This is a genomic window from Acanthopleuribacter pedis, from assembly GCF_017377855.1.
Classification (GTDB): domain Bacteria; phylum Acidobacteriota; class Holophagae; order Acanthopleuribacterales; family Acanthopleuribacteraceae; genus Acanthopleuribacter; species Acanthopleuribacter pedis.
Map to the genome: position 1 here is coordinate 73,161 of NZ_JAFREP010000004.1, position 19,959 is coordinate 93,119.

Annotated in this window: 19 protein-coding genes; 10 read left to right on the forward strand and 9 right to left on the reverse strand. The window is 54.8% G+C overall.

Translation table 11 applies throughout. The features are described from left to right. The first annotated feature begins 219 nt into the window (after positions 1-219). Both J3U88_RS05255 and J3U88_RS05260 read left to right on the forward strand, forming a co-directional pair. A complete protein-coding gene (locus tag J3U88_RS05255) occupies positions 220-1,488 on the forward strand; it encodes a type III PLP-dependent enzyme domain-containing protein (protein WP_207857336.1) in 1,269 nt (422 codons plus the stop codon). Positions 1,489-1,520: 32 nt separating this feature from the next. Then, positions 1,521-2,828, forward strand: coding sequence for a D-arabinono-1,4-lactone oxidase (locus J3U88_RS05260; protein WP_207857338.1), 1,308 nt, complete (start codon positions 1,521-1,523; stop codon positions 2,826-2,828). Positions 2,829-2,918: 90 nt separating this feature from the next. On the opposite strand, the gene J3U88_RS05265 is transcribed toward J3U88_RS05260, so the two are convergent. Beyond that, a complete protein-coding gene (locus tag J3U88_RS05265) occupies positions 2,919-3,221 on the reverse strand; it encodes an antibiotic biosynthesis monooxygenase family protein (RefSeq protein WP_207857340.1) in 303 nt (100 codons plus the stop codon). A 635-nt stretch (positions 3,222-3,856) separates the two neighbouring features. On the opposite strand from J3U88_RS05265, the gene pyrB reads away from it, so the two are divergent. The 6 genes from pyrB to J3U88_RS05295 all read left to right on the forward strand — a co-directional run bounded on the left by pyrB (position 3,857) and on the right by J3U88_RS05295 (position 8,876). Further along, positions 3,857-4,789 carry an aspartate carbamoyltransferase gene (gene pyrB / locus J3U88_RS05270; protein ID WP_207857341.1) on the forward strand — a complete coding sequence of 311 codons (933 nt, stop codon included), beginning with the start codon at positions 3,857-3,859 and terminating at the stop codon, positions 4,787-4,789. 17 nt (positions 4,790-4,806) lie between these two features. Next, entirely contained in the window at positions 4,807-5,238 is a 432-nt protein-coding gene (locus J3U88_RS05275) for an aspartate carbamoyltransferase regulatory subunit (protein ID WP_207857342.1), read from the forward strand. 89 nt (positions 5,239-5,327) lie between these two features. Beyond that, positions 5,328-6,185, forward strand: coding sequence for a 3-hydroxybutyryl-CoA dehydrogenase (locus J3U88_RS05280; protein WP_207857343.1), 858 nt, complete (start codon positions 5,328-5,330; stop codon positions 6,183-6,185). A 158-nt stretch (positions 6,186-6,343) separates the two neighbouring features. Further along, the gene (locus J3U88_RS05285) at positions 6,344-7,105 is read left to right on the forward strand and encodes a hypothetical protein (RefSeq protein WP_207857344.1); all 762 of its coding nucleotides are present in this window, start codon (positions 6,344-6,346) and stop codon (positions 7,103-7,105) included. An 80-nt stretch (positions 7,106-7,185) separates the two neighbouring features. Further along, complete coding sequence (locus J3U88_RS05290; RefSeq protein WP_207857345.1) at positions 7,186-8,541, forward strand: acyclic terpene utilization AtuA family protein; 1,356 nt, start codon at positions 7,186-7,188, stop codon at positions 8,539-8,541. A 2-nt stretch (positions 8,542-8,543) separates the two neighbouring features. Beyond that, positions 8,544-8,876, forward strand: a complete 333-nt coding sequence (locus tag J3U88_RS05295) for an AtuA-related protein (RefSeq protein WP_207857346.1) — start codon at positions 8,544-8,546, stop codon at positions 8,874-8,876. Between the two features lie 673 nt (positions 8,877-9,549). Here J3U88_RS05295 and J3U88_RS05300 read toward each other — a convergent pair. The 6 genes from J3U88_RS05300 to pspF form a co-directional block, all read right to left on the reverse strand. Continuing rightward, the gene (locus tag J3U88_RS05300) at positions 9,550-9,882 is read right to left on the reverse strand and encodes an anti-sigma factor antagonist (protein WP_207857347.1); all 333 of its coding nucleotides are present in this window, start codon (positions 9,880-9,882) and stop codon (positions 9,550-9,552) included. Positions 9,883-10,024: 142 nt separating this feature from the next. After that, positions 10,025-11,560, reverse strand: a complete 1,536-nt coding sequence (locus tag J3U88_RS05305; RefSeq protein ID WP_207857349.1) for a B12-binding domain-containing radical SAM protein — start codon at positions 11,558-11,560, stop codon at positions 10,025-10,027. A gap of 256 nt (positions 11,561-11,816) precedes the next feature. Further along, positions 11,817-12,815 (reverse strand): NAD-dependent epimerase/dehydratase family protein, encoded by a 999-nt coding sequence (locus J3U88_RS05310; RefSeq protein WP_207857350.1) that lies wholly within the window; start codon positions 12,813-12,815, stop codon positions 11,817-11,819. 130 nt (positions 12,816-12,945) lie between these two features. Then, positions 12,946-13,854, reverse strand: coding sequence for a cell division protein FtsX (locus J3U88_RS05315; RefSeq protein ID WP_207857352.1), 909 nt, complete (start codon positions 13,852-13,854; stop codon positions 12,946-12,948). Further along, positions 13,854-14,540, reverse strand: a complete 687-nt coding sequence (gene ftsE / locus J3U88_RS05320; protein ID WP_207857353.1) for a cell division ATP-binding protein FtsE — start codon at positions 14,538-14,540, stop codon at positions 13,854-13,856. Before ftsE ends, J3U88_RS05315 begins: the two co-directional genes overlap by 1 nt. A 573-nt stretch (positions 14,541-15,113) precedes the next feature. After that, entirely contained in the window at positions 15,114-16,184 is a 1,071-nt protein-coding gene (gene pspF, locus J3U88_RS05325; protein WP_423842038.1) for a phage shock protein operon transcriptional activator, read from the reverse strand. Between the two features lie 384 nt (positions 16,185-16,568). Here pspF and J3U88_RS05330 point away from each other — a divergent pair, with 384 nt between their 5' ends. Both J3U88_RS05330 and J3U88_RS05335 read left to right on the forward strand, forming a co-directional pair. Beyond that, a complete protein-coding gene (locus J3U88_RS05330; protein WP_207857357.1) occupies positions 16,569-17,405 on the forward strand; it encodes a GAF domain-containing protein in 837 nt (278 codons plus the stop codon). Positions 17,406-17,488: 83 nt separating this feature from the next. Continuing rightward, positions 17,489-17,857, forward strand: coding sequence for a response regulator (locus tag J3U88_RS05335; RefSeq protein ID WP_207857359.1), 369 nt, complete (start codon positions 17,489-17,491; stop codon positions 17,855-17,857). A 4-nt stretch (positions 17,858-17,861) separates the two neighbouring features. Here the strand turns inward: J3U88_RS05335 and J3U88_RS05340 are convergent, their stop codons facing one another. Both J3U88_RS05340 and accD read right to left on the reverse strand, forming a co-directional pair. Further along, positions 17,862-18,941: a bifunctional folylpolyglutamate synthase/dihydrofolate synthase gene (locus J3U88_RS05340; RefSeq protein WP_341535172.1), complete on the reverse strand. Its 1,080-nt coding sequence runs from the start codon at positions 18,939-18,941 to the stop codon at positions 17,862-17,864. A 153-nt stretch (positions 18,942-19,094) separates the two neighbouring features. Next, positions 19,095-19,952: an acetyl-CoA carboxylase, carboxyltransferase subunit beta gene (accD, locus tag J3U88_RS05345; protein WP_207857363.1), complete on the reverse strand. Its 858-nt coding sequence runs from the start codon at positions 19,950-19,952 to the stop codon at positions 19,095-19,097. Between the last annotated feature and the right edge of the window lie 7 nt (positions 19,953-19,959).

The following is a 19,959-nucleotide window of genomic DNA, read 5'->3' on the forward strand; positions in this document are numbered from 1 at the left end:
GTTTTTTTATGCCAGAGTGAATTATTGTTTTTTGAACTTCATTCCCGCATGACGCACAAGGGTTACAACCTGGTAGCAAACCCCTTACGCGTTTTGGGGCAAACCCCGGCGTTTCAGCCCTTATGTGTCGCGCCAAACAGCTTTTCTTGACGACCCTCCCCGCCCGTTTCCCCCTAAAGGGTGGCGGAGGCTTCCACGGCAACCTCACGGGAGGATTTTTTGATACGCCAAGTTACCCCGACCGCGAACCGCCAGGCGCTTGAGGCCCCGTCCGCGGCCGCGGCCGGCCGCACCAACGCGGTTCCCCACCGCGATTATGCGTTTTACCGCGAAGTCATACGCAACCACGCGCTGCCGCTGGCTTACCTCGACCTGGATTTACTGGACGCCAACATCGCGGCCTTTCACCGACGCGCGGACGGAAAAAACATTCGCATCGCCTCTAAATCGCTGCGTGCCAAGGCGGTGTTGCGCTATTTGCTCGAAAGCCGGCGAACGATCCAAGGCATTATGTGTTTTTCAGGCCGGGAGGCGCTGTACCTTGCGGATCAAGGTTTCGACGATCTTTTAATTGCCTATCCCCTGGTGAACGCGGACCTCATCCGCGCCCTCGCCGAACAGGTCAAACAAGGCACAACCCTTTACTTGATGGTCGACAGCGCGGCCCATATCGACGTGATCGACCACGCCTTGCAAGGGATCGAGGCGCGCCTGCCGCTTTGCCTGGATCTCGACATGTCGACGCCCTTGCCAGGCCTTCATTTCGGTGTATTGCGTTCGCCGTTGCAACAGATTGATCAGGCCTTGGCCCTCCATAACCGGATTCAACGCTCGGATAAAACGGTCCTCGCCGGTGTCATGGGTTATGAAGCCCAAATCGCGGGGGTACAGGATCAGATACCTGGCCGATTCATGCAGAACCAAGTGGTCCGCTTGCTCAAAAAGTGGGCGGCACCCAAGGTGGCGGCACGACGGGAGGCGGTGGTGCGCGCGCTCAAGGACGCGGGCGCACAACTGAGGTTTGTGAACGGCGGCGGCACGGGCAGCGTGGAACAAACGATCCGCGAGGCCTGGGTCAGCGAGGTCACGGTTGGTTCGGGTTTTTACGGTTCCCACCTATTCGATTACTACCATCATTTTGATCTTTTGCCCGCGGCAGGATTCGCACTCGAAGTGGTGCGCATCCCAAAAGCGGGTATTGTGACCTGCGCGGGCGGCGGTTACATCGCCTCGGGCGGGCCGGGACAGGAAAAGTTACCCCTGCCCTACCTGCCGGCGGGTGCACGGCTCACGCCCTTGGAAGCGGCGGGCGAGGTGCAAACTCCGATCCAAGGCGCGGGCGACCTAAAGCTCGGTGATCCGATTTTTTTCCGGCACAGCAAGGCGGGTGAGTTGTGTGAGCGTTTTACCCATTTGCACTGGATCCGCGAGGGTCGCATCACTGAAAAAGTAACCACCTACCGAGGAGACCAACAATGTTACTTTTAGACGGAGAAACACCCGCGGCAGGAATGGAACCCATGAAAGAAACCGAACATCAACCGTGGCGCAATTGGTCGGGTTACGTCCGATGTACGCCGCAACGCACGGTTCACATCGAACAAGAAAAGCAATTGGCCGATTTAATCGCGGCGCGCTCGGAGCAGGGTGGGCCATTGCGCGTGGTGGGTTCGGGCCATAGTTTTACCCCGTTGGTGCAAACGGAAGACACGCTGGTGAACCTGGACGGGTTCCAGGGTTTGATTCACATGGACGAGGGAAAAGGAACGGCCGAGGTATGGGCGGGCACCAAGCTGCACGCCCTGGGCGAAATGCTCCACGAACACGGCCGCGCCCAGGAGAATTTGGGCGACATTAACGTGCAAAGCATCGCGGGTGCGATTAGCACGGGTACCCACGGCACGGGACACGCGTTCCCCGGCATCGCGAACCAGGTGATTGGGTTGACCTTCATCGACGGGCGCGGGCGCACCTGGGAATGCGACACATTCCACAACCCCGAGTTGTTTAACGCGGCCAGGGTTTCGCTGGGGAGTTTCGGCATGATTAGTCGGGTGAAGTTGCAGACCGTGCCGGCCTACAAACTCCATTACCGTTCGGCACGGGCCTCGCTGGACGATTGCATGGGCGATCTGGACAGCCACATTCACAACAACCGCAACTTTGAGTTTTACTGGTTTCCATATTCGGACCGTGTCCAGCTCAAGCAGATGAACGAAACGGAAGCGGAACCGAGCAACATCGGCTGGGGCAAGAAGTTCAACGATGTGGTGCTGGAGAATTATGCGTTTTGGTTTTTAAGCGAGACGTGTCGGTGGCTGCCGCGTTTGTGCGCGCCAGTGAGCAAGTTGTGCGCGGCGATGGTGGGCGCGGACGAACGCGTCGATTGGAGCCATCGTCTATACGCCACGCCGCGTTTGGTGCGTTTCCAAGAGATGGAATACAATGTGCCGCGCGAATGCTTCCCGGATGTTGTGGCGGAGATCCGCAAGCTAACGGCGGAGCGTAAGTTCCGGGTACATTTCCCCTTGGAATGTCGTTTCGCGGCGCCGGACAACATTTGGCTAAGCCCGGGATACCAGCGGGAGACGGCGTACATCGCGGTGCACATGTACCGCAACATGCCGTGGCAGGAATATTTCCACGCGATAGAAAAGATTTTCCTCAAATACGAGGGCCGGCCACACTGGGGCAAATGGCACAGCCTGACGGGCAAGCAGTTGGCGGAACGTTACCCGAAATGGTCGGAATTCCAAGGGTTCCGCAAAGAGTTGGATCCCAACGGGCTGTTTTTGAATCCGCACTTGCGGCGGCTGATGGACCTGTGAGGTTGGATCGGATTGTAAGCAATACGGGCTAAAACCCTGTGCTTGGCTGCCTCGCATGTCCAGCCGGACCGTCCCCGCGGGGAACCATCCTCAACCATCCAATTTCTTGAAGTGGGCGCTGTAGGTGACGGATTCGACGGTTTGCATTAACTGCTTGGCACTGGGCCATTGTTTCCAGGCTTGGAAGGCGGCCTCAGCGGTGGCGGCGTCGCGCCACCACACCATGTCGATCATCTGGGTTCCGTCTTCGGTGTTTTGAAAGGTGTCGTAGGCAACGAAACCTGGCAACGCCTGCATCTCGGCCAAGACCTGCTTGCGCGCGACGATAAAGTCCGCGCGCCATTCATCGTGGATCTGGTACACCACACATTCCATCACGTGTTCATTCGACAAGGCGCCCTCCAAAAAAGTTTTCATCACCTTGAGCAAGGAAGAGGACAGGGTTTATTGTCACCCGAAAGCAACGGCGGGTCACCCCCTAACCCGCATTTCTCACAAGGCGTTCTGCTACGAAGCCGAAATCCTTGTGAGAAATGCGGGCTAATTGCCACAAAAGACGGCCATAAAAAACCATCATCCTTTGATAAAAATGCATATCCACGTTTGGTTTTGTTTAAGTCATCCCACTTTTTTTCAGATAGATACACACATCCGGTACAAATGGTCGGTTCATCGCTTTCCAACTTGCGGCCTTTGAATTCAGATGATACGATGCTGTTTTTGGCCGTGCTCCCTACCCGCAACGGCCCACGACACAGCGTCGTTTTTCTGTTTGTGTTCCTACCGAATGGTCACGGTCCCTTGAGGGGAGGCGCCTTGACCCACGAATCACCGGCCCCGTTCCTGCAGTTCTCTTTTCGCGCTAGCCTCGAGAAAAGGACCCATTAGAAGGAACCCTTCCGCATGCAAGCGGCGGGAAGGCATCGGTGTGCGAACCACGGTGGGTTCCCGGTGCGCGTTGCCACGCGTTACCCGGTCAAACGACGTCGCGAAGTTGTTTTGTTGAGCACACTTTTTTTGGGGAAATCATGACCGAATCGTTTGATTTTAAGGGTCGACACATCATCGACACCGAAGATTTAAGCACCGCGGAAATTCTGCACCTGGTAAAAACGGCCGACGACATTCAAGCCATGGGCGACAAAGCCTTGGAAATTGCCAAAGGCAAAATTCTGGCGACCCTGTTCTGGGAACCCTCGACGCGGACCCGCCTCAGCTTTGAAGCGGCGATGTTCAAATTGGGCGGCAACGTGTTGGGTTTCTCGGAAGCCTCGACCACGTCTTCGGCCAAAGGGGAGACCCTCGCCGATACGATTAAAACGGTGGCCCTTTACGCCGACATCATCGCCATGCGCAACCCGCTGGAAGGTTCTGCGATGGCGGCGGCGCGCTACAGCGACCGACCCATCATCAACGGCGGTGACGGTGCCCACCTTCACCCAACCCAAACACTCGGTGATATTTACACGCTCTACAAGGAGCGCGGGACCCTCGACGGCTTGAAAATCGGTTTCCTCGGTGACCTGCTTTTCGGGCGTACCATCCACACCCTGGTACGGCTGCTTTCCCGGTTCGACGTCGAAATGCACTTCTTCTCGCCGGAAGGCCTCAACATTCCCGAATACGTGCGCTCCAGCCTGCAAGCCAAAGGCGCGGTGTTCTCGGAAAGCGAGGACATGAACGGTCAACTCGCCGAGCTCGACGTGCTCTACGTGACCCGCATCCAGAAAGAACGCTTCTTCAGTGAGGAAGAGTACCTGCGCAAGAAAAACTCCTACCGCGTCGACCGCGAACTGCTGGAAAAAGCCAAGTCCGATATCTTGATCCTGCACCCGCTGCCGCGCAACGAGGAGATTTCCCAAGATGTGGACGACCTGCCCAACGCGGGTTACTTCCGCCAAGCCGCCTACGGCATGGAAATGCGTATGGCGTTGATTAGCAAATGTTTGGGATTGATGTAATGGAGAAGAAGGAACCTATGCGCATTGAACGAATTAACAACGGGATCGTCATCGATCACATCGCGGCCGGCAAAGGCATCGAAATCCTCAAACTGTTTCCCACGGAAATCCTGCGTACCAAAATCGACTACGCCTCGTACATCGATTCACCGCGCATGGGCATGAAGGACATCATCAAAATTGAAAACGTCGACGTGAACCACGAGTGGTTGATGAAGGTGGCGCTGCTGGCGCCGGACCTGACGATTTCGGTGATCCGCGATGCCAAGGTTGTGGAGAAAATCAATCCGACCTTACCCGAGTTGATCGAAGGCATTATTAAGTGCCGCAACCCGAAATGTGTGACTGTCCGGGAAACCTACCTGCCCAGTTTGTTTCGTGTGGCCCGAATGGAAAACGGGAAACTCAAGCAGCAGTGCCAGTTCTGCGAGCACATCTTTTACAGTTAATCGCCAACCGGCGGGCCGGTATAGCCGGCCCGTTTTGCGTTTGGTAGCATCAGTTGATCGATTCATTCCCAACCCAGGAGGGGCGTTTCATGGAAAACAAAAAAATCGGTGTCATTGGTGCCGGAACCATGGGCAACGGCATTGCCCACGTCTTCGCACAAAGCGGTTTTGCGGTGGTCCTGCAAGACCTGTCGGCCGAGTTTGTTGAAAAAGGCAAAAACACCATTGCCAAGAATTTGCAGCGTGGTGTCGACAAAGGCCGTATGACTGAGGTCGAGAAAAACGCGGTTCTCGGACGGGTACAGGCCACCACGGACCTCAATGATTTGGCCGATTGTGATTTGGTGGTGGAAGCCATCATCGAAAAACTCGAAATCAAATTGGACCTTTTCAAAAAGCTGGACGAATTGCTGAAGCCGGGCGCGATTATCGCTTCCAACACCTCGTCCATCTCGATTACCAAACTGGCGGCGATTACCTCGCGCCCCGAACGTTTTATCGGCATGCACTTCATGAACCCGGTGCCGGTCATGAAATTGGTGGAAATCATCCGCGGCATCGCCACAAGTGACGAAACCTACGCGGAAATCAAAGCCTTCACGGAGGCCTTGAACAAGGTTCCGGTTGAGGTCAACGACTTCCCGGGTTTCATCTCCAACCGCATTTTGTTGCCGATGATCAACGAGGCGGTATTCGCGCTGTACGAGGGTGTGGCCACGGCTGAGTCCATCGACGAGGTGATGAAATTGGGTATGAACCACCCGATGGGCCCCCTGACCCTTGCCGATTTCATTGGTTTGGATACCTGCCTGTTCATCATGCGCGTGTTGCATGAGGGGCTGGGCGACGACAAGTACCGCCCTTGTCCCTTGCTGGTCAAGATGGTGGACGCCGGTTACCTGGGCCGCAAAAGCGGCAAAGGGTTCTACGACTACAACAAAAAGTAACCCGGCCCCGTTTTTCTAACCCAAGGGTTTTTTGGGGAAGAAAGGCGGGCTCAGGTGCCGACTTCCCGCTTTTCCCGCGGGAAGTCAGCCCGCCGCGGGTTAGAATGGGAGCCGGCGGAACCATCCGCACTCCGATTTTTCTAGGGATTTACGCCACCATGACCAGTGTATTTGAGGAACCGCCCGAAGGGAACCAAGCCGAACCAGCCAAACCGGAGCCGCCTGCCGCGGCCAAAAGCACCGCCGTCAACGAGCCGACGGTGATCGAACGCCCCAAGGCGCGCATCATCAAACGCAACGCAACCGGCAAGGACGCGGTGATACCCGGTAACGTTCGCGTGTCCTGCGCCGAATGCGACGACTCGGTCGCGATCAAACGCCTCCCGAAAGCGGACCAAGAAATCTTGTGCGTGGTTTGCGCCAAAATCCAGAAACACGGCAAACCCTCAACCCGCAAGGTGCAGAAAGGGCCCCGTTACGAATACGTGACCCATTGCGACAAGTGTGGCAAAGATCAGGAAACGCCGTTCCTGCCCAAGGCGGGTCGTCCCTTTTTGTGCGACAGCTGCCATCGTCAGGAACCCCAGCGCCACACGGGGCCCCTCAAAAAAGGGGTTCAGGTTCTCGGAACCAAAAAGGAACCGCTCTACTTGGTGCCTTGCGATACCTGCCCAACCAAGGTAAAGGTAAAATTCGCACCGCGCGAAAGAGAGGCGTTTTATTGCCCGGAATGCTTCGCCAACCGACCACGTCGCAATAAGGCCCCGGAAAAGAAAACCGACACACGGGTGATGTTCCAAATTGAATGCGCCGCCTGTGGCAAAAACGAAACCGTTGATTTCATTCCGAGTTCGTTAAGCACCCCGCTGTGTTCCGTCTGTTTTGAAGAACGCAAACACAAAAAGCGCAAACCGCGCTAATCGGCCTCGGCATCGCGCCGGGTCATCCAATTGAATAAGGGCCGTCCTGCCCGAAACATCCAAAGGGGGAGTGAGCAAGCATGAGCAAATCCATTCGCATCGGAAACGGACAGGGATTTTGGGGGGACAGCATCGACGCCCCTGTTCGTTTGTTACGCGGTGGTCCCATTGATTACATCACGATGGACTACCTTGCCGAAGTCACCATGTCGATCATGCAGCGCCAAAAACTGAAGCGGCCCGACCGCGGTTACGCCCACGATTTTGTGGCCTTTATCGACAAGGTTCTGCCCGAACTGGTCGAACGCAACGTGAAGGTGATTGCCAACGCGGGCGGGGTCAATCCCGAGGCCTGCCAAAAAGCCTTGATGGATGTGGCCGCCAAACACGGCCTAAAAGGCGTCAAAATTGCCACGGTCACCGGCGATGATATTCTCGACCGCCTGGAAGATTTTGGCCGGCAAGGCGAAAAATTCGCCAACATGGACACGGGTGAAGGTTTGTTCGACAAGGAACGCCACATCTTGTCGGCCAACGTATACGCGCCCACCAACGGCATCGTTGAAGCCCTCGACCAAGGCGCGCAAATCGTGGTAACCGGCCGCGGCACCGACCCCGGTTTGGTCCTCGGTCCCATGATTCACGAATTCGGCTGGGACTGGGCCGATTGGGACAAACTAGCCTTGGGTACGGTGGCCGGCCACATCCTCGAATGCGGCGCCCAGTGTACCGGCGGCAACTTCACCAATTGGGAAGAGGTCCCCAACATGGCGGATATCGGGTATCCCATCGTCGAGGTCAACGACCGCGGCGAGGTGGTGATTACCAAACACGACAGCCAAGGCGGCCTCGTCACCATCGATACGGTTTCCGAGCAGCTGTTGTACGAAATGGGTGATCCCAACGATTACATCACGCCCGATGTGGTGGTGGACTTCACCAGCATTCAGCTCGAAGACCTGGGCAACGATCGCGTTGCGGTCAAAAACGTCAAAGGCAAACCCAAAACCGACTTCTACAAGGTTTCGATTTCCTACCTAAACGGTTTTAAGGCCACGGGTCAGTTAACGGTTTCCGGACCCAACGCCTACCAGAAAGCCCATAAATGTGCCGAGATTCTGTGGACGCGTTTGGAAGCGGCGGGCTACAGCTACGATGACCAATTGACCGAATACCTGGGTGTCGGTGTGTGCCACGAGGGCATTCGCCACCAGGACGATCCACCCGAGGTGGTGTTGCGCGTCGGGGTTAAAGATCAGGACAAAGCGCGCGTGGACCGTTTCGGCAAAGAAATCGCCCCCTTGGTGACCAGCGGACCCCCGGGTGTCACCGGTTTCGCGGGCGGGCGGCCCAAGGCGCAAGAAATCGTCGCCTACTGGCCGGCGTTGTTGCGCAAAGAGTTAATCGATGTCCATGTCAATGTCACGGAGGTGTAAGCATGAAACGCGTTAAATTGGCGGAAATCGCCCATGCCAGATCCGGCGACAAAGGCGACGGTTCCAACGTTGGTTTGATCGCGTACAGCGATCGTGGCTTTGAAATTTTGCGCGATCAGGTCACGATCGACCGGGTCAAAGCGCATTTCGCCAAGATTTGTCACGGCGAGGTGCAGCGTTTTGAGATCCCCAACCTGAAGGCGCTGAATTTTCTGCTGGGTGACAGCCTCGGCGGCGGTGGCACCGAATCCATCAAAACCGACGCCCAGGGTAAAACCCACGGCATGGCCCTGCTGGAAATGGAAGTAGAGGTTCCCCTCGATTTCAACCGGTAAAAGGCGTCTCGTCACATTGAAACACCCATCTTTGGTTCCTTCTTGGAATCGAGATGGGTGTTTTTCATTGAGGGACCGGCCACGAATGGATTGCCGGTGTATCAACATGGCTGGATTGGGTGTTGCCCCGGCGCGCCCCGAAGGGTTGTGGGGCCGACGCCTTCAGCGTCTACACGACGGGAACCCCCGGGGACCCAGGGCAAAGGGTTGTGTCCCACAACCCTTTGCCCTGGGCTGAAATCACCAGCCCCGCGGGACCTATGCGCCTTCAGCGCAACCAGTCGAAGTTCACCTCCGGTTCACGATTTAAATAAGTTGTGGTCCGTGGTTTACGGCGTGCGACCCCGTTGGGGTTCGCCGGATCAAAACACCGCCAAACACACCACCCATCGAGCCATGCACGGCTCTGTATTGACCCGGCGCGCCCCGGAGCGGGCCGCACTACCGTATCCATGGACCATGCTTTGAATGAATGCGAGGCTTCGCCTCGCCACGCTGGACGCATCCTGAAGGGATGCACTATGTTAGCCCCGGGTACGACCATTGAAAATGGTCGCACCCTGGGTGCCTGGGGTTCACGAACGGGAAAACCCTGAAAGGGTTGACACCACAGGTGTTACGGGTTGTGAATCCCGCGGGGTAGACCCAACGGTACGCTGGATCGGGAAAAAGGTTAATCGAGGGCGCTGATCGCTTTTTCAACCGAGGGATAAATGTTGATCATGTCGTGCAGGCGGGTCAGCTTAAACAGGTGCAACACCCGTTCGTTGGAGGCACAAATCGCCAGCTCGTCTTTGATCCCGGTCATTTTGAAACAATAGACAACGGCGGCTAAACCGCTACTATCAATGAAATCTACGCCGGTAAGGTCAAGAACCACAAAGGCTTCGTATTTGTCGATGATCTTGTGAAACTCATCTTTAAAGGTTGCCGCAACCTTGGCGTCCAATTTCTCAGTGGTAACTCTTACCAGAACATACCGTGGCTCGGATTTTACTTCTAACACATGGTGCTCCTGCTCGGTGCTGTTGGTGTGGGGGCTCAATCACAGAAGTTTAACAATTCCCATGCCGAGGGAACATCCCTCTTTTGAAGAAACCTGGCGCACCGCTGATGAACCAATCGGCAAAAGAGAAAAGTGCTTTAATTCAAGGTACCGGGCTGGATGTATTGGCACGACGGTGGATAAAATCCGGCAAGCCGCCGCCGATTTGGCCCATGGAGTGTTCGTAGCGCACCGCCGCCTGCGCCGGGTTAAAGGGAATCCCCAACTTCTCGCGTACCTCGCGCTCCATATCGCCGCGGATGGTGACCAACTCGTCGGGGCTGAGAAAGTCGGTGTAGACAAAAGAACGGTAACCGCCGTTGGGATCGCCCTTGTAGTAATCAGCGGTCTCGTTGTAATCCAGCTCGATCTGAAACAATCGATCCCCGGTTTTGCGGTAGGTATAGCAGTAAATGCCGGGTTCCCCGGTGGGCACCGCGTGGTCGTAATAAGGGGTACCGGGGAAGGTGGTGATGATGGTGACGTCGAAGTCGTCGGGTTGGGTAGCAAGCAGCCAGTCCAAGGTATCGGTCGCGGTTTGCGTCGATTCACCCGGGTGACCCAGCGACATCAGCGCTTTGACCTTGATCCCGGCCCGGTGGGCCGTCTCCATACAGCGACTGTTGTCCGCACGGGTCGCTTTTTTGTTCATGTTCTCAAGAATACGCGGCGACCCGGACTCAAAACCCGACAACAACCAACGGAAACCGGCACGGTACATAGCCTGCGCCTGCTCCGGCGTGAAGAGTTCGGATTTCACAAAGCCGCGAAAGCGGAACGCGGTCCCAAGCGACATCTGGAGGTCGCTCAAGGCGTTCATCAAGGCCACCATCTCGGGATTCACATTGAGCTCGTCGTCGTAAAACATAAACCCGGTATACCCGTAATCACGGTGGATATCGGCCACCTCGCGCACGATGTTGGCCACCGAACGGTTGCGGATACGGCGCAGAAAAGGCGCCTCGCGGCCGCCGCAAAAGCCACAGGCAAACGGGCAACCCAGTTGGGCGATCAAACTGGTGGCCGGAAAGCCGTCGATTTGGTAGTGGTAACTTTTCAGATCGACCAAATGGCGCGCGGGGAAGGGGTGGGCCTCGTAGCGGGCGTTGCTCATAAACAGCGGCGAGCTTTTTAGGTTGGCGTCGATCACCTTGGGCGCGTCGGCCCGCAAGGCTTCAAAAACCGCGTCCTCACCGTCGCCGCAAACCAAGACGTCGAACATGGCGTCCAACTGTTCAAAAGCCCGCGTGGCCCGGTCGGGAACGCCGCGTTTCACTTCTTTTTTGTAGGCGGTATGAATCAAGGTGACGTGGGGGCCGCCCAAAATCAACCGCGCCGCGGGTTGCGCGCGGCGCAAGCACCGGGCGATGCGCGCGGTTTGCGGCATTTGCGGCGTGGTCGAGGTCAGACCGAAGAGGCGGGTTTCCGGGTTCTGCACACAGTAATCTTCCAGCACCGCCTCAAAATTTTCGATCCCGGACAAGTCGAGCACGTCCAGCGGCACGCCGGCACGTTCCAACACGGCGGCAACCTTGAGCAAGCCCAAATTCACAAAAACCCGTTCGTCCAGCAAAAAGATCGACGGCGGCATCACCAGGCAAATTTTACCGGTCTCCACCCTGTCGCTTTGGTTCGTCAACAGCTACCCCTTCCACGGTGATTCAGACGTGCGCCGCCGGCATTACCCCATGCAACAGCGGGAAAAAAAGCTGGAATCCGCTCTATGATCCGCACTAAGCGCGCCGCAATGGCGGGAGCTAAAGTAGGCGAAATAAGAATCGGAAAACACCTTCTCGGTGAAATCCACGGCATGGTACGTCGTTCTGTCCCATGCTAATACAAGTATCGGGCCGTTATGGTTTTGTCATGAGCGGCTTGCCAGCACGCGCGGCGCGTTAGAGGGTGAGGGATTCCTCTTCCATACTGAGCAATTCCTCGAAATACGCGATGGTTTTGACCAAACCTTGGTTGAGTTTGGTACGCGGCGACCAGGCCAAGTAGCCGTTGGCGAGGGTCAAATCGGGACGGCGTTTTTTGGGATCGTCTTGGGTAGCGGGCAGGTGTTTGATCGGTGAGCGCGAACCGGTCAGGAGCAGAACGCGTTTGGCGAGTTCGAGGATGGTGATTTCTTCCTGGGAACCGAGGTTCATGGGACCGCCGACGTCACGCGGGCTGGCCATGAGTGCCTGAAGGCCGCCGAGCAGGTCGTCGACATAACAGAACGAGCGCGTTTGCGAGCCGTCCCCATAAATCGTAATCGGCTCATTGCGCAAGGCTTGCACGATGAAGTTGGAAACCACGCGGCCGTCGTTGATCTGCATGCGCGGGCCGTAGGTATTAAAAATACGCGCAACCTTGATGTCCAAACCGTGTTGGCGACGGTACTCGTAACAAAGGGTTTCGGCGCAGCGCTTGCCCTCGTCGTAGCAGGCGCGAATGCCGGTCACACTCACGCTGCCGTGGTAGGTCTCGCTCTGGGGTGAAACATCGGGATCGCCGTAAACCTCACTGGTGGAGGCCTGTAGAATTTTGGCGTTGTTCTTTTTGGTTAAACCCAACATGTTGAGCATGCCGATCACGCAGGTTTTGATGGTGCGAATCGGGTTCTGCTGGTAGTGAACCGGCGAGGCGGGGCAAGCGAGGTTGTAAATTTCATCCACCTCGACATAGAGCGGCTGGATGATGTCCTGTTCGATAATGGCCAAGCGCGGATGGTGTAACAGGTGTTTGATGTTGCGTTTGGGCCCGCTGAGGAAGTTGTCGACGATCAGCACCTCGTGGCCTTGGTGAAGCAAACGGGCGGTTAAATGGGAACCGATGAAGCCGGCGCCACCCGTCACCAAGACGCGTTTTCGTTTGCCGGTGTTGTGTTCCTGTCGTTGGCCGTTGCTCACGTGGTCGCTCTCCAGGGTCGGTCGCGCCGGGTTGGTTCAAGTGGATCTCGCATCATTCTAACCGAATGTGGTGCCGCCATTGGAAAAGGATGGGGGACAAAGGCGGATTTCGGCGGGGCGGTGCCCGTGGTTAATGGTAGCTGATGTGTTCTTCCAGAAATTGGTGCAGGGAAAACAAGCTGCCCAAAAGACCCGAGAAGGCACCCGCAAACAAGATCAGGAACACCCACTGAAGCGGCAGGAATTCAGGCTCTAAGTTACCCAGAATGAAGGTAGCGTTGCCGGTAAGGAAATGGTTCACGGCGAGGTAACCGGCATACACTAAGGCAACCCCGGCCGAGGCGCCCAACAAGCCTTGCAACACGCCCTCGATAATAAAGGGACCGCGAATGTAGGCACGCGAGGCCCCAACCAGCTTCATGATGTCGACCTCTTCACGCCGGGTGAAAAAGGTCAGTTTAAGCACATTCGAGATGGTGAAAATCGAAGAAAAAATCACAATCACCCCAAAGAACCAACCGGCCATTTGGATGAAACCGGCGAACATACCCAGGCGTTTAAAGATCTCTTCGTCGTAATAAACCTCTTCGATGCCGCCGAAGGTGGAGAGTTCGTCCTTGAGCGTCGTGTAGGTTTGTTGTTTGGTGCCGCGCAGCAGGAACACCTCGAAGGAAGCGGGGAAGGGGTTATCTTCCAGGCCCTCGGTAACCTTATCGTAGGCGGCAAACTTTTCATCAAACCGCATGCGCGCCTGATCTTTGCTGAGGTAGGTGAAGGTGTCGATAAAAAAGGATTTGCCCAGGTAGGCCTGGATTTCGGCGCGTTCTTCCTCGGTGATTTCCTCGGTCAGGAAAATGTTGAACTGGATTTGTTTTTGCCAGTCGAGGGCCAGGTTTTGTAGGTTCAAACCGACGAACATGAAGGAGCCGAGGATGAACATCGCGAACATGATGGTACCGAGCGAAAGTAAATTGAGGATGCGGGTGCGCCAAAGGCTGGTAATCGCCTCGGAAAAGGAGAAATAAAGGAACTGCAGCATCAATTCTCCTCGCCGTGTACCTGCGATCCACTGTCGTGATCCAAACGGCCCGCATTCAGCGAAATCACGCGTTTGCGCATCCGTTGAATCATATCGCGGTCGTGGGTTGCCACCAATACGGTCGTTCCCTTGCGATTAATTTTCTCGAACAGGTTCATGATATCGGCGGCGCGGTCCGGGTCGAGGTTGCCGGTGGGTTCGTCGGCCACCAGCAGGACCGGGTCGTTGACGATGGCGCGTGCCACCGCCACGCGTTGTTGTTCACCCCCCGAAAGTTCGAGCGGGTAGAAGTGGGTTTTGTGTTGCAAGCCGACCATTTTCAGTACATTGTGCGCACGACGTCTGCGTTCCTTGAGATCAATCCCCAGCGTCTTCAGCACGAAGGTCACGTTTTCAAACACGGTTTTGTTGCGAATCAGTTTGAAATCCTGAAAAACAACCCCGATGGAGCGGCGCAGACGGGGGATTTTGTTAACCGGAATCGAGCTGACATTTTGACCGTGAACCAAAATCTGTCCCTTCTTTGGGATTTCTTCACGAATGATCAACTTCAGTAGCGTTGTTTTTCCGGCACCACTGGGACCCGTTAGAAAAATAAACTCGCCAGGATTAATGGTGAACGAGATATCGGACAAGGCAAAGACGTCTTTTTGATAAGATTGGTATACATGGTAAAAACGAATCATTGAGGTCCCATCACAAAGTCGGTTGCCGAACCGGTGTCATCCGCTGACGAGCCGGCGGGATGAACAGGTCAAATACTTTGGCATCAGATCTTTAGCCTTAACTCGGATCTTAGTTTTGACCTAAGAAACGCGACGCGGTGATTTTCGCTAAACCTCTGGGCTGCAACGGCTTGGGAAAATGCTCACCGCACCCAACGGGTGCGGTCGTGCGCGACCCCGGCTCGCTTTTTCCAAGCCATTTCGCTCCAGATCTTTAGCGAAAATCCCTAGCCCGCATTTCTCACAAGGATTCGTAGCGAGAAGCTGAAAGCCTTGTGAGTACGAAGATTACGACCGAGAGACGACACAAGGGTCCGACCTTTCGGCGTAGCAGCGCTACGACGAAGGCGGCTCGACCAAGTAAGCGAAGTAATCGCAAGGGTTTCGGCTTCGTAGCAGAATTCCTTGTGAGAAATGCGGGCTAGCTCTTATCGCGCCTCTTAGGTCTGATCATAATCTCATCTGACGCCGGCGCCGGCAATAAGATTCAAACAATGCGGGGGAGCGGTAACGTGCCAAACCTCACCATATTGATTAATCCGCCGACGCCTCGTCGTCTTGGCCCAGGGACAAACCCAGTTTCTTGATCAGTCGGCGCAATTGGTAATAACTCAAACCCAAATCCTCGGCCGCCTTGGTTTGGTTAAACTGGTAACGCTGCAGTGCCGCTTCAATCATGCTCCGTTCCAAGGCCGCAACCGCATCCGGCAAATTGCTGACGCCGTTGGAACTTATAGGCGTTGGGGCCGCCGCTACCGCCGCAACGTCGGCAACGCCGCTTCGTAGATTAAGTGTTTTGCTTTCAGACGGATAGGGTTCGGGATCAACACAGGGGCGAAACGGTGATGCAAAAGGATCCAACTCCAATTCCTCGATGACCTCGCCCTCGCTGCGGTATACGGCCCGTTCCACGGTGTTTTTCAACTCGCGTACGTTTCCCGGCCAATGGTAGGCCATCATCGACTCAATCGCGTAACGAGAGAACCGCGGCGCCGAACCCAAATCCATTTCTCTGGCCATCCGCACCGCGAAGTTAGAAGCCATCAGGGGAATATCTTCAATGCGGCTGCGCAAAGGTGGCAGGGTAATGACCTCAAACGAGAGGCGGTCCAACAAATCTTCTTTGAAACGACCGCGCCGGCACAAGGTCGGTAAGTCCTGATTGGTTGCCGCGATCACGCGCACATCCACGCCTATGGTGCCCACGCCGCCGACACGTTCGAATTCGCCGTATTCCAACACACGCAGCAATTTCTCCTGCAGGGCGTGGGGACTGTTGGCCAATTCATCCAAAAACAAGCTACCCTGATCCGCCAATTCAAATCGGCCGGGTTTGGCGCGCACCGCACCGGTAAAAGCACCTTGCTCGTAACCGAACAGCTCCGATTCCAACAATTCCTTGGAGAAGGCCGCGCAGTTAATCGTGATGCGCGGCTGCTGCCAACGAGGGGAGAGGTAGTGCAGGCGTGCCGCAACCAATTCCTTGCCCGTCCCGCGTTCACCGATAATTAATATCGGTCGGTTCACCTTGGCCGCGCGCGATACGCGTTGCATGCAGTCCAAAAAGGTCTCCGACTCGCCCAACATCCGATACTTCTCGATCAAAGCGGCCTGGTTCTGTCGTTTCACAAATGGTTTACGGCTCAAAGACACCTCCCGGATAGGCAACCATGGACTTATTTGGACGATAAAGGCGCCTTCAGGGCCGTTCACGGCCAAAGAGGACACCTGACGCACGCACACGAACGAACGGGCGAAACAGAAGGAAAAAGAGGGAAGCGGTAACCGAAAAAGCGTCCCCTTGGGTGACAAACAGGCGTCGTCACCCCGGCGCCGGGCCGAATCCACGACCACCCCGCACCATGCGCTCACCTCAGGCTAATGTCACCCTCAAAACAACCGATATAATGCTAACGTGCTCGTCGATCATTACCAACCACCAAGCTGCCGGAAAACCACGTTCACCTGGTAACACCCTCAGGACACCCCATGCCCCTTTTCCGACCCGAACAAGTTGATATCTTGGTTCAAGCCGTCCAACGCCTGGCCAGGGTACCCAATGCGATTGTCTACCAGGTCATCCTTCAGGAAGCCGCTAAATTAACTTTGGCGCGCGGCGGCAGCCTGTTTACCTTTGAACACAACGGCCTGGTCCTGCGTGAATCACTTGATCAAGACCATGTTCCCGAGGTCATTCCCTTGCCCTTGCGTCCCGGCAGTGCCTTCGAAAGCGCCATCCGTGAACGGGAACCCCTACTGGTTAGCGATGTGGAACAACACAATCAAATCAAAACCAGCGGTTGGGCGGGCTACAACGACGGTTCCTTGATCATCCTGCCCATGATGGACGGCAACCAAAACATCAGCGCCATTATTAGCCTCCATAACAAGAGCGAACCCCCTTTTGTTCAAGCGGATTTAGACGCGGCCCGGATTCTCGCCACCTTTGCTTATGAAATGATTCGCGCCCAGAAATCAGCCCTGTTGCTCCACCAACAGAAAACCTTTCAACGCAGCCTGTTCGAAGCCAATCCCAATGCCTTGTTGGTTCTCAACAGCAATTACCAAATCGTTGACGCCAACCCACGGTTCTTTGACATGTTCGGGTATCGAGAAAACCAAGTACTCAACCAAAGCTTCTGGTGGCTCCTTCATCAAGCCGATCAAGAAAAGTTAAAAAAATTCTTTCATCAGACCGATAACCCTAAGGAGCGAACAACGTTCTCCGTTCGGAGCAAAAACAATCAGGTCCGATCAGTTGAAGGCCAAGTTGTGAAACTCTCCATTCGGGAGGAGCCCACCTTTCTGGTGACCTTCGTGCTTTAACCTAAAGTGAGCGATACTAGGCTTAGGTTTTACATCCTCTGATTGAAAGGCTTTTATGATGCATCACGCAAAAGGAGCAAACCGTGAAATTCTTGGTGATTGACGACAGCAGTACCATGCGTCGAATTGTGAAAAATACGCTGGCCAAGATCGGTTACAGCGAAACCATCGAAGCGGAAAATGGAAAAGAAGCCCTTGATAAATTAACCGCCGAGGGACCGGTTGACATGATTGTCACCGATTGGAACATGCCGGTCATGGACGGCCTCACATTTGTGAAAAATGTACGCAGTGGTCCCTACCAACAAGTGCCCATTCTCATGGTCACCACCATGGCCGCCAAAGAAGATGTCATTCAAGCACTAAAAGCAGGGGTCAACAACTATGTGGTTAAACCCATGACACCCGAAACCCTACGCGAAAAAGTGGAAAGCATCCTAAATAAAAGCTAATTTTCTATATGGTGGGAAATCGTCGAAGGAATTCACCGACAAAGTACAAAGAGCCGGTCACCAAGACCGGTTCCTGCATCAGCGTCGACAGATCGTTCCAGTCCCCAAAACGCACCGTCTCCGGCCAAACACCCCTGTACACCTTTTCATAATCGCCTGGCAGCACCACCATGTCCGCGGAAATGTTTTTAAATATTGAGACAAATTCACCAACGTTGCGATCCGCCGATAAGTTACAAAGCATCCTGATCGGTGAAGGATGGTGCTTTTGGAGCCATAGGACAGTCGACTGCCATCCCGCCCGATTGTGACTGGCATCGACATAAAGATTTTGCGAAACCTTCATTTTTCGACCCAAGGGCAAAGCAAGTTCAGACAAAGGTTGAATAGGTAAAAAATAACAAAGCCGATTGTAACAGGTTAAATTATCTTCGATGGTTCCTTTATCACTATAGGTTTTTATCAGTGGCTTGATTTCTAGTAATCGTGTTTTCACTGATGGATAGTTGTAAATCGAGGCCGGCAAAATAAAAGGTTTCCCCGTCCGCGCGATATCAATCTTTACTAGCGCAATCGCCTCTACCGTATCACCCAAGATCCGGGTATGGTCAAGGGACACATTGGTCAAAACCATCAGCTCGGGTGCCAAAGCGTTCACCGCATCCCAGCGGCCACCCAGCCCCACTTCAAAAACCGCCCAATCAACCGCTTCCCGTTGGAACACCACCACCGCGGTGAGCAACATCAACTCAAAGTACGACAGGGTGCGCGGGTCGATCTTTTGGGAAAGAAAAGCATATGCTTCTTGCCAAACCCGATCCGCAACAAAGTTACCATTGATCGTAATCCGCTCGCGAATGTCGACCAGGTGCGGCGAACAAAACAAACCCACCTTCCCCGGGAGTTGTTTCATTAGGTTAAACGCCAAGGTGCCTTTGCCGTTGGTTCCCCCAACAGTGACATGTCGGTAGGCATGGTGCGGATGTTGGAGCGACGCCAAGGCGTCGCGGATGGGTCCGAGGCCGGGATTCAAGCTTTTCCACTCATTCAGGTGGTCAAAAACCGCTACTGGCGCCTTTTTCACGCGACCCTCTACAGAACCTTATTGTTTCTAAAGCTTTAAAGAACGCTGATGCTTAACTCAACGAGATTTTCATTTTCACAGCCCCCCCCTTGGTGGATAGGGAGATCTACCAGGAAAATAAGTTTAAAAATCGTCTTTTGCGGGGTTCTTCGCCTAATTTTTCGATGTCCCGCTAAAAAAGGTCAGGTACTTGATCAGTTTGTCACGCATTTCACCGCGGGTCACGATGGCATCGAGCATGCCGTGCTCCAGCAAAAACTCGGAGCGTTGGAAGCCAGGCGGTAATTCCTGACGAATCGTCTGTTGAATGACACGGGGTCCGGCGAATCCAATCAGTGCCTTAGGCTCCGCGATATTGATATCACCCAACATGGCATAACTGGCCGTGACGCCACCGGTGGTTGGATCGGTCAAAACGCTAATAAACGGCAGTTGTTTTTCGGCCAAGCGAGCTAGGGCCGCGGAGATCTTGGCCATTTGCATCAGGGAAATCGCGCCTTCCATCATGCGCGCGCCACCGCTGCAGGAGAAAATAATTACCGCCAGGCCTTCTTCCGTGGCCAGTTCAATGCCGCGTGTCAGCTTCTCCCCGACAACCGAACCCATCGAACCGCCGAGAAAAGAGAAATCCATCACGCTGATCACGGCCGAGGATTTGCCCAGTTTTCCTTTAGCAACCCACACCGCTTCCTGGACTTTCTTGAGGTCCGCCTGCTTCTTTAACTGGTCCTTGTAAGCCTTAGCCGCTTTAAAAGAAAGCGGATCCAATGGCTGAACATCATCAAACAAGAGTTCAAAGGCGCCCTCATCAAACAATAAAGCAAGACGTTCTTCTGGTGAAACACGGAAGTGATAGTCGCATTTAGGGCAAACATTGTTATTGCGTTTCAGTTCTTGGCGGTAAATGATCTCTTTACAGCCTAAACATTTGTCCCACAACCCCTCAGGAATGGCGCTTTTCTTCTCTTTCGCGGGTTTAATGGGGGACGATTTCTTAATGAACCAAGACATGGCAACG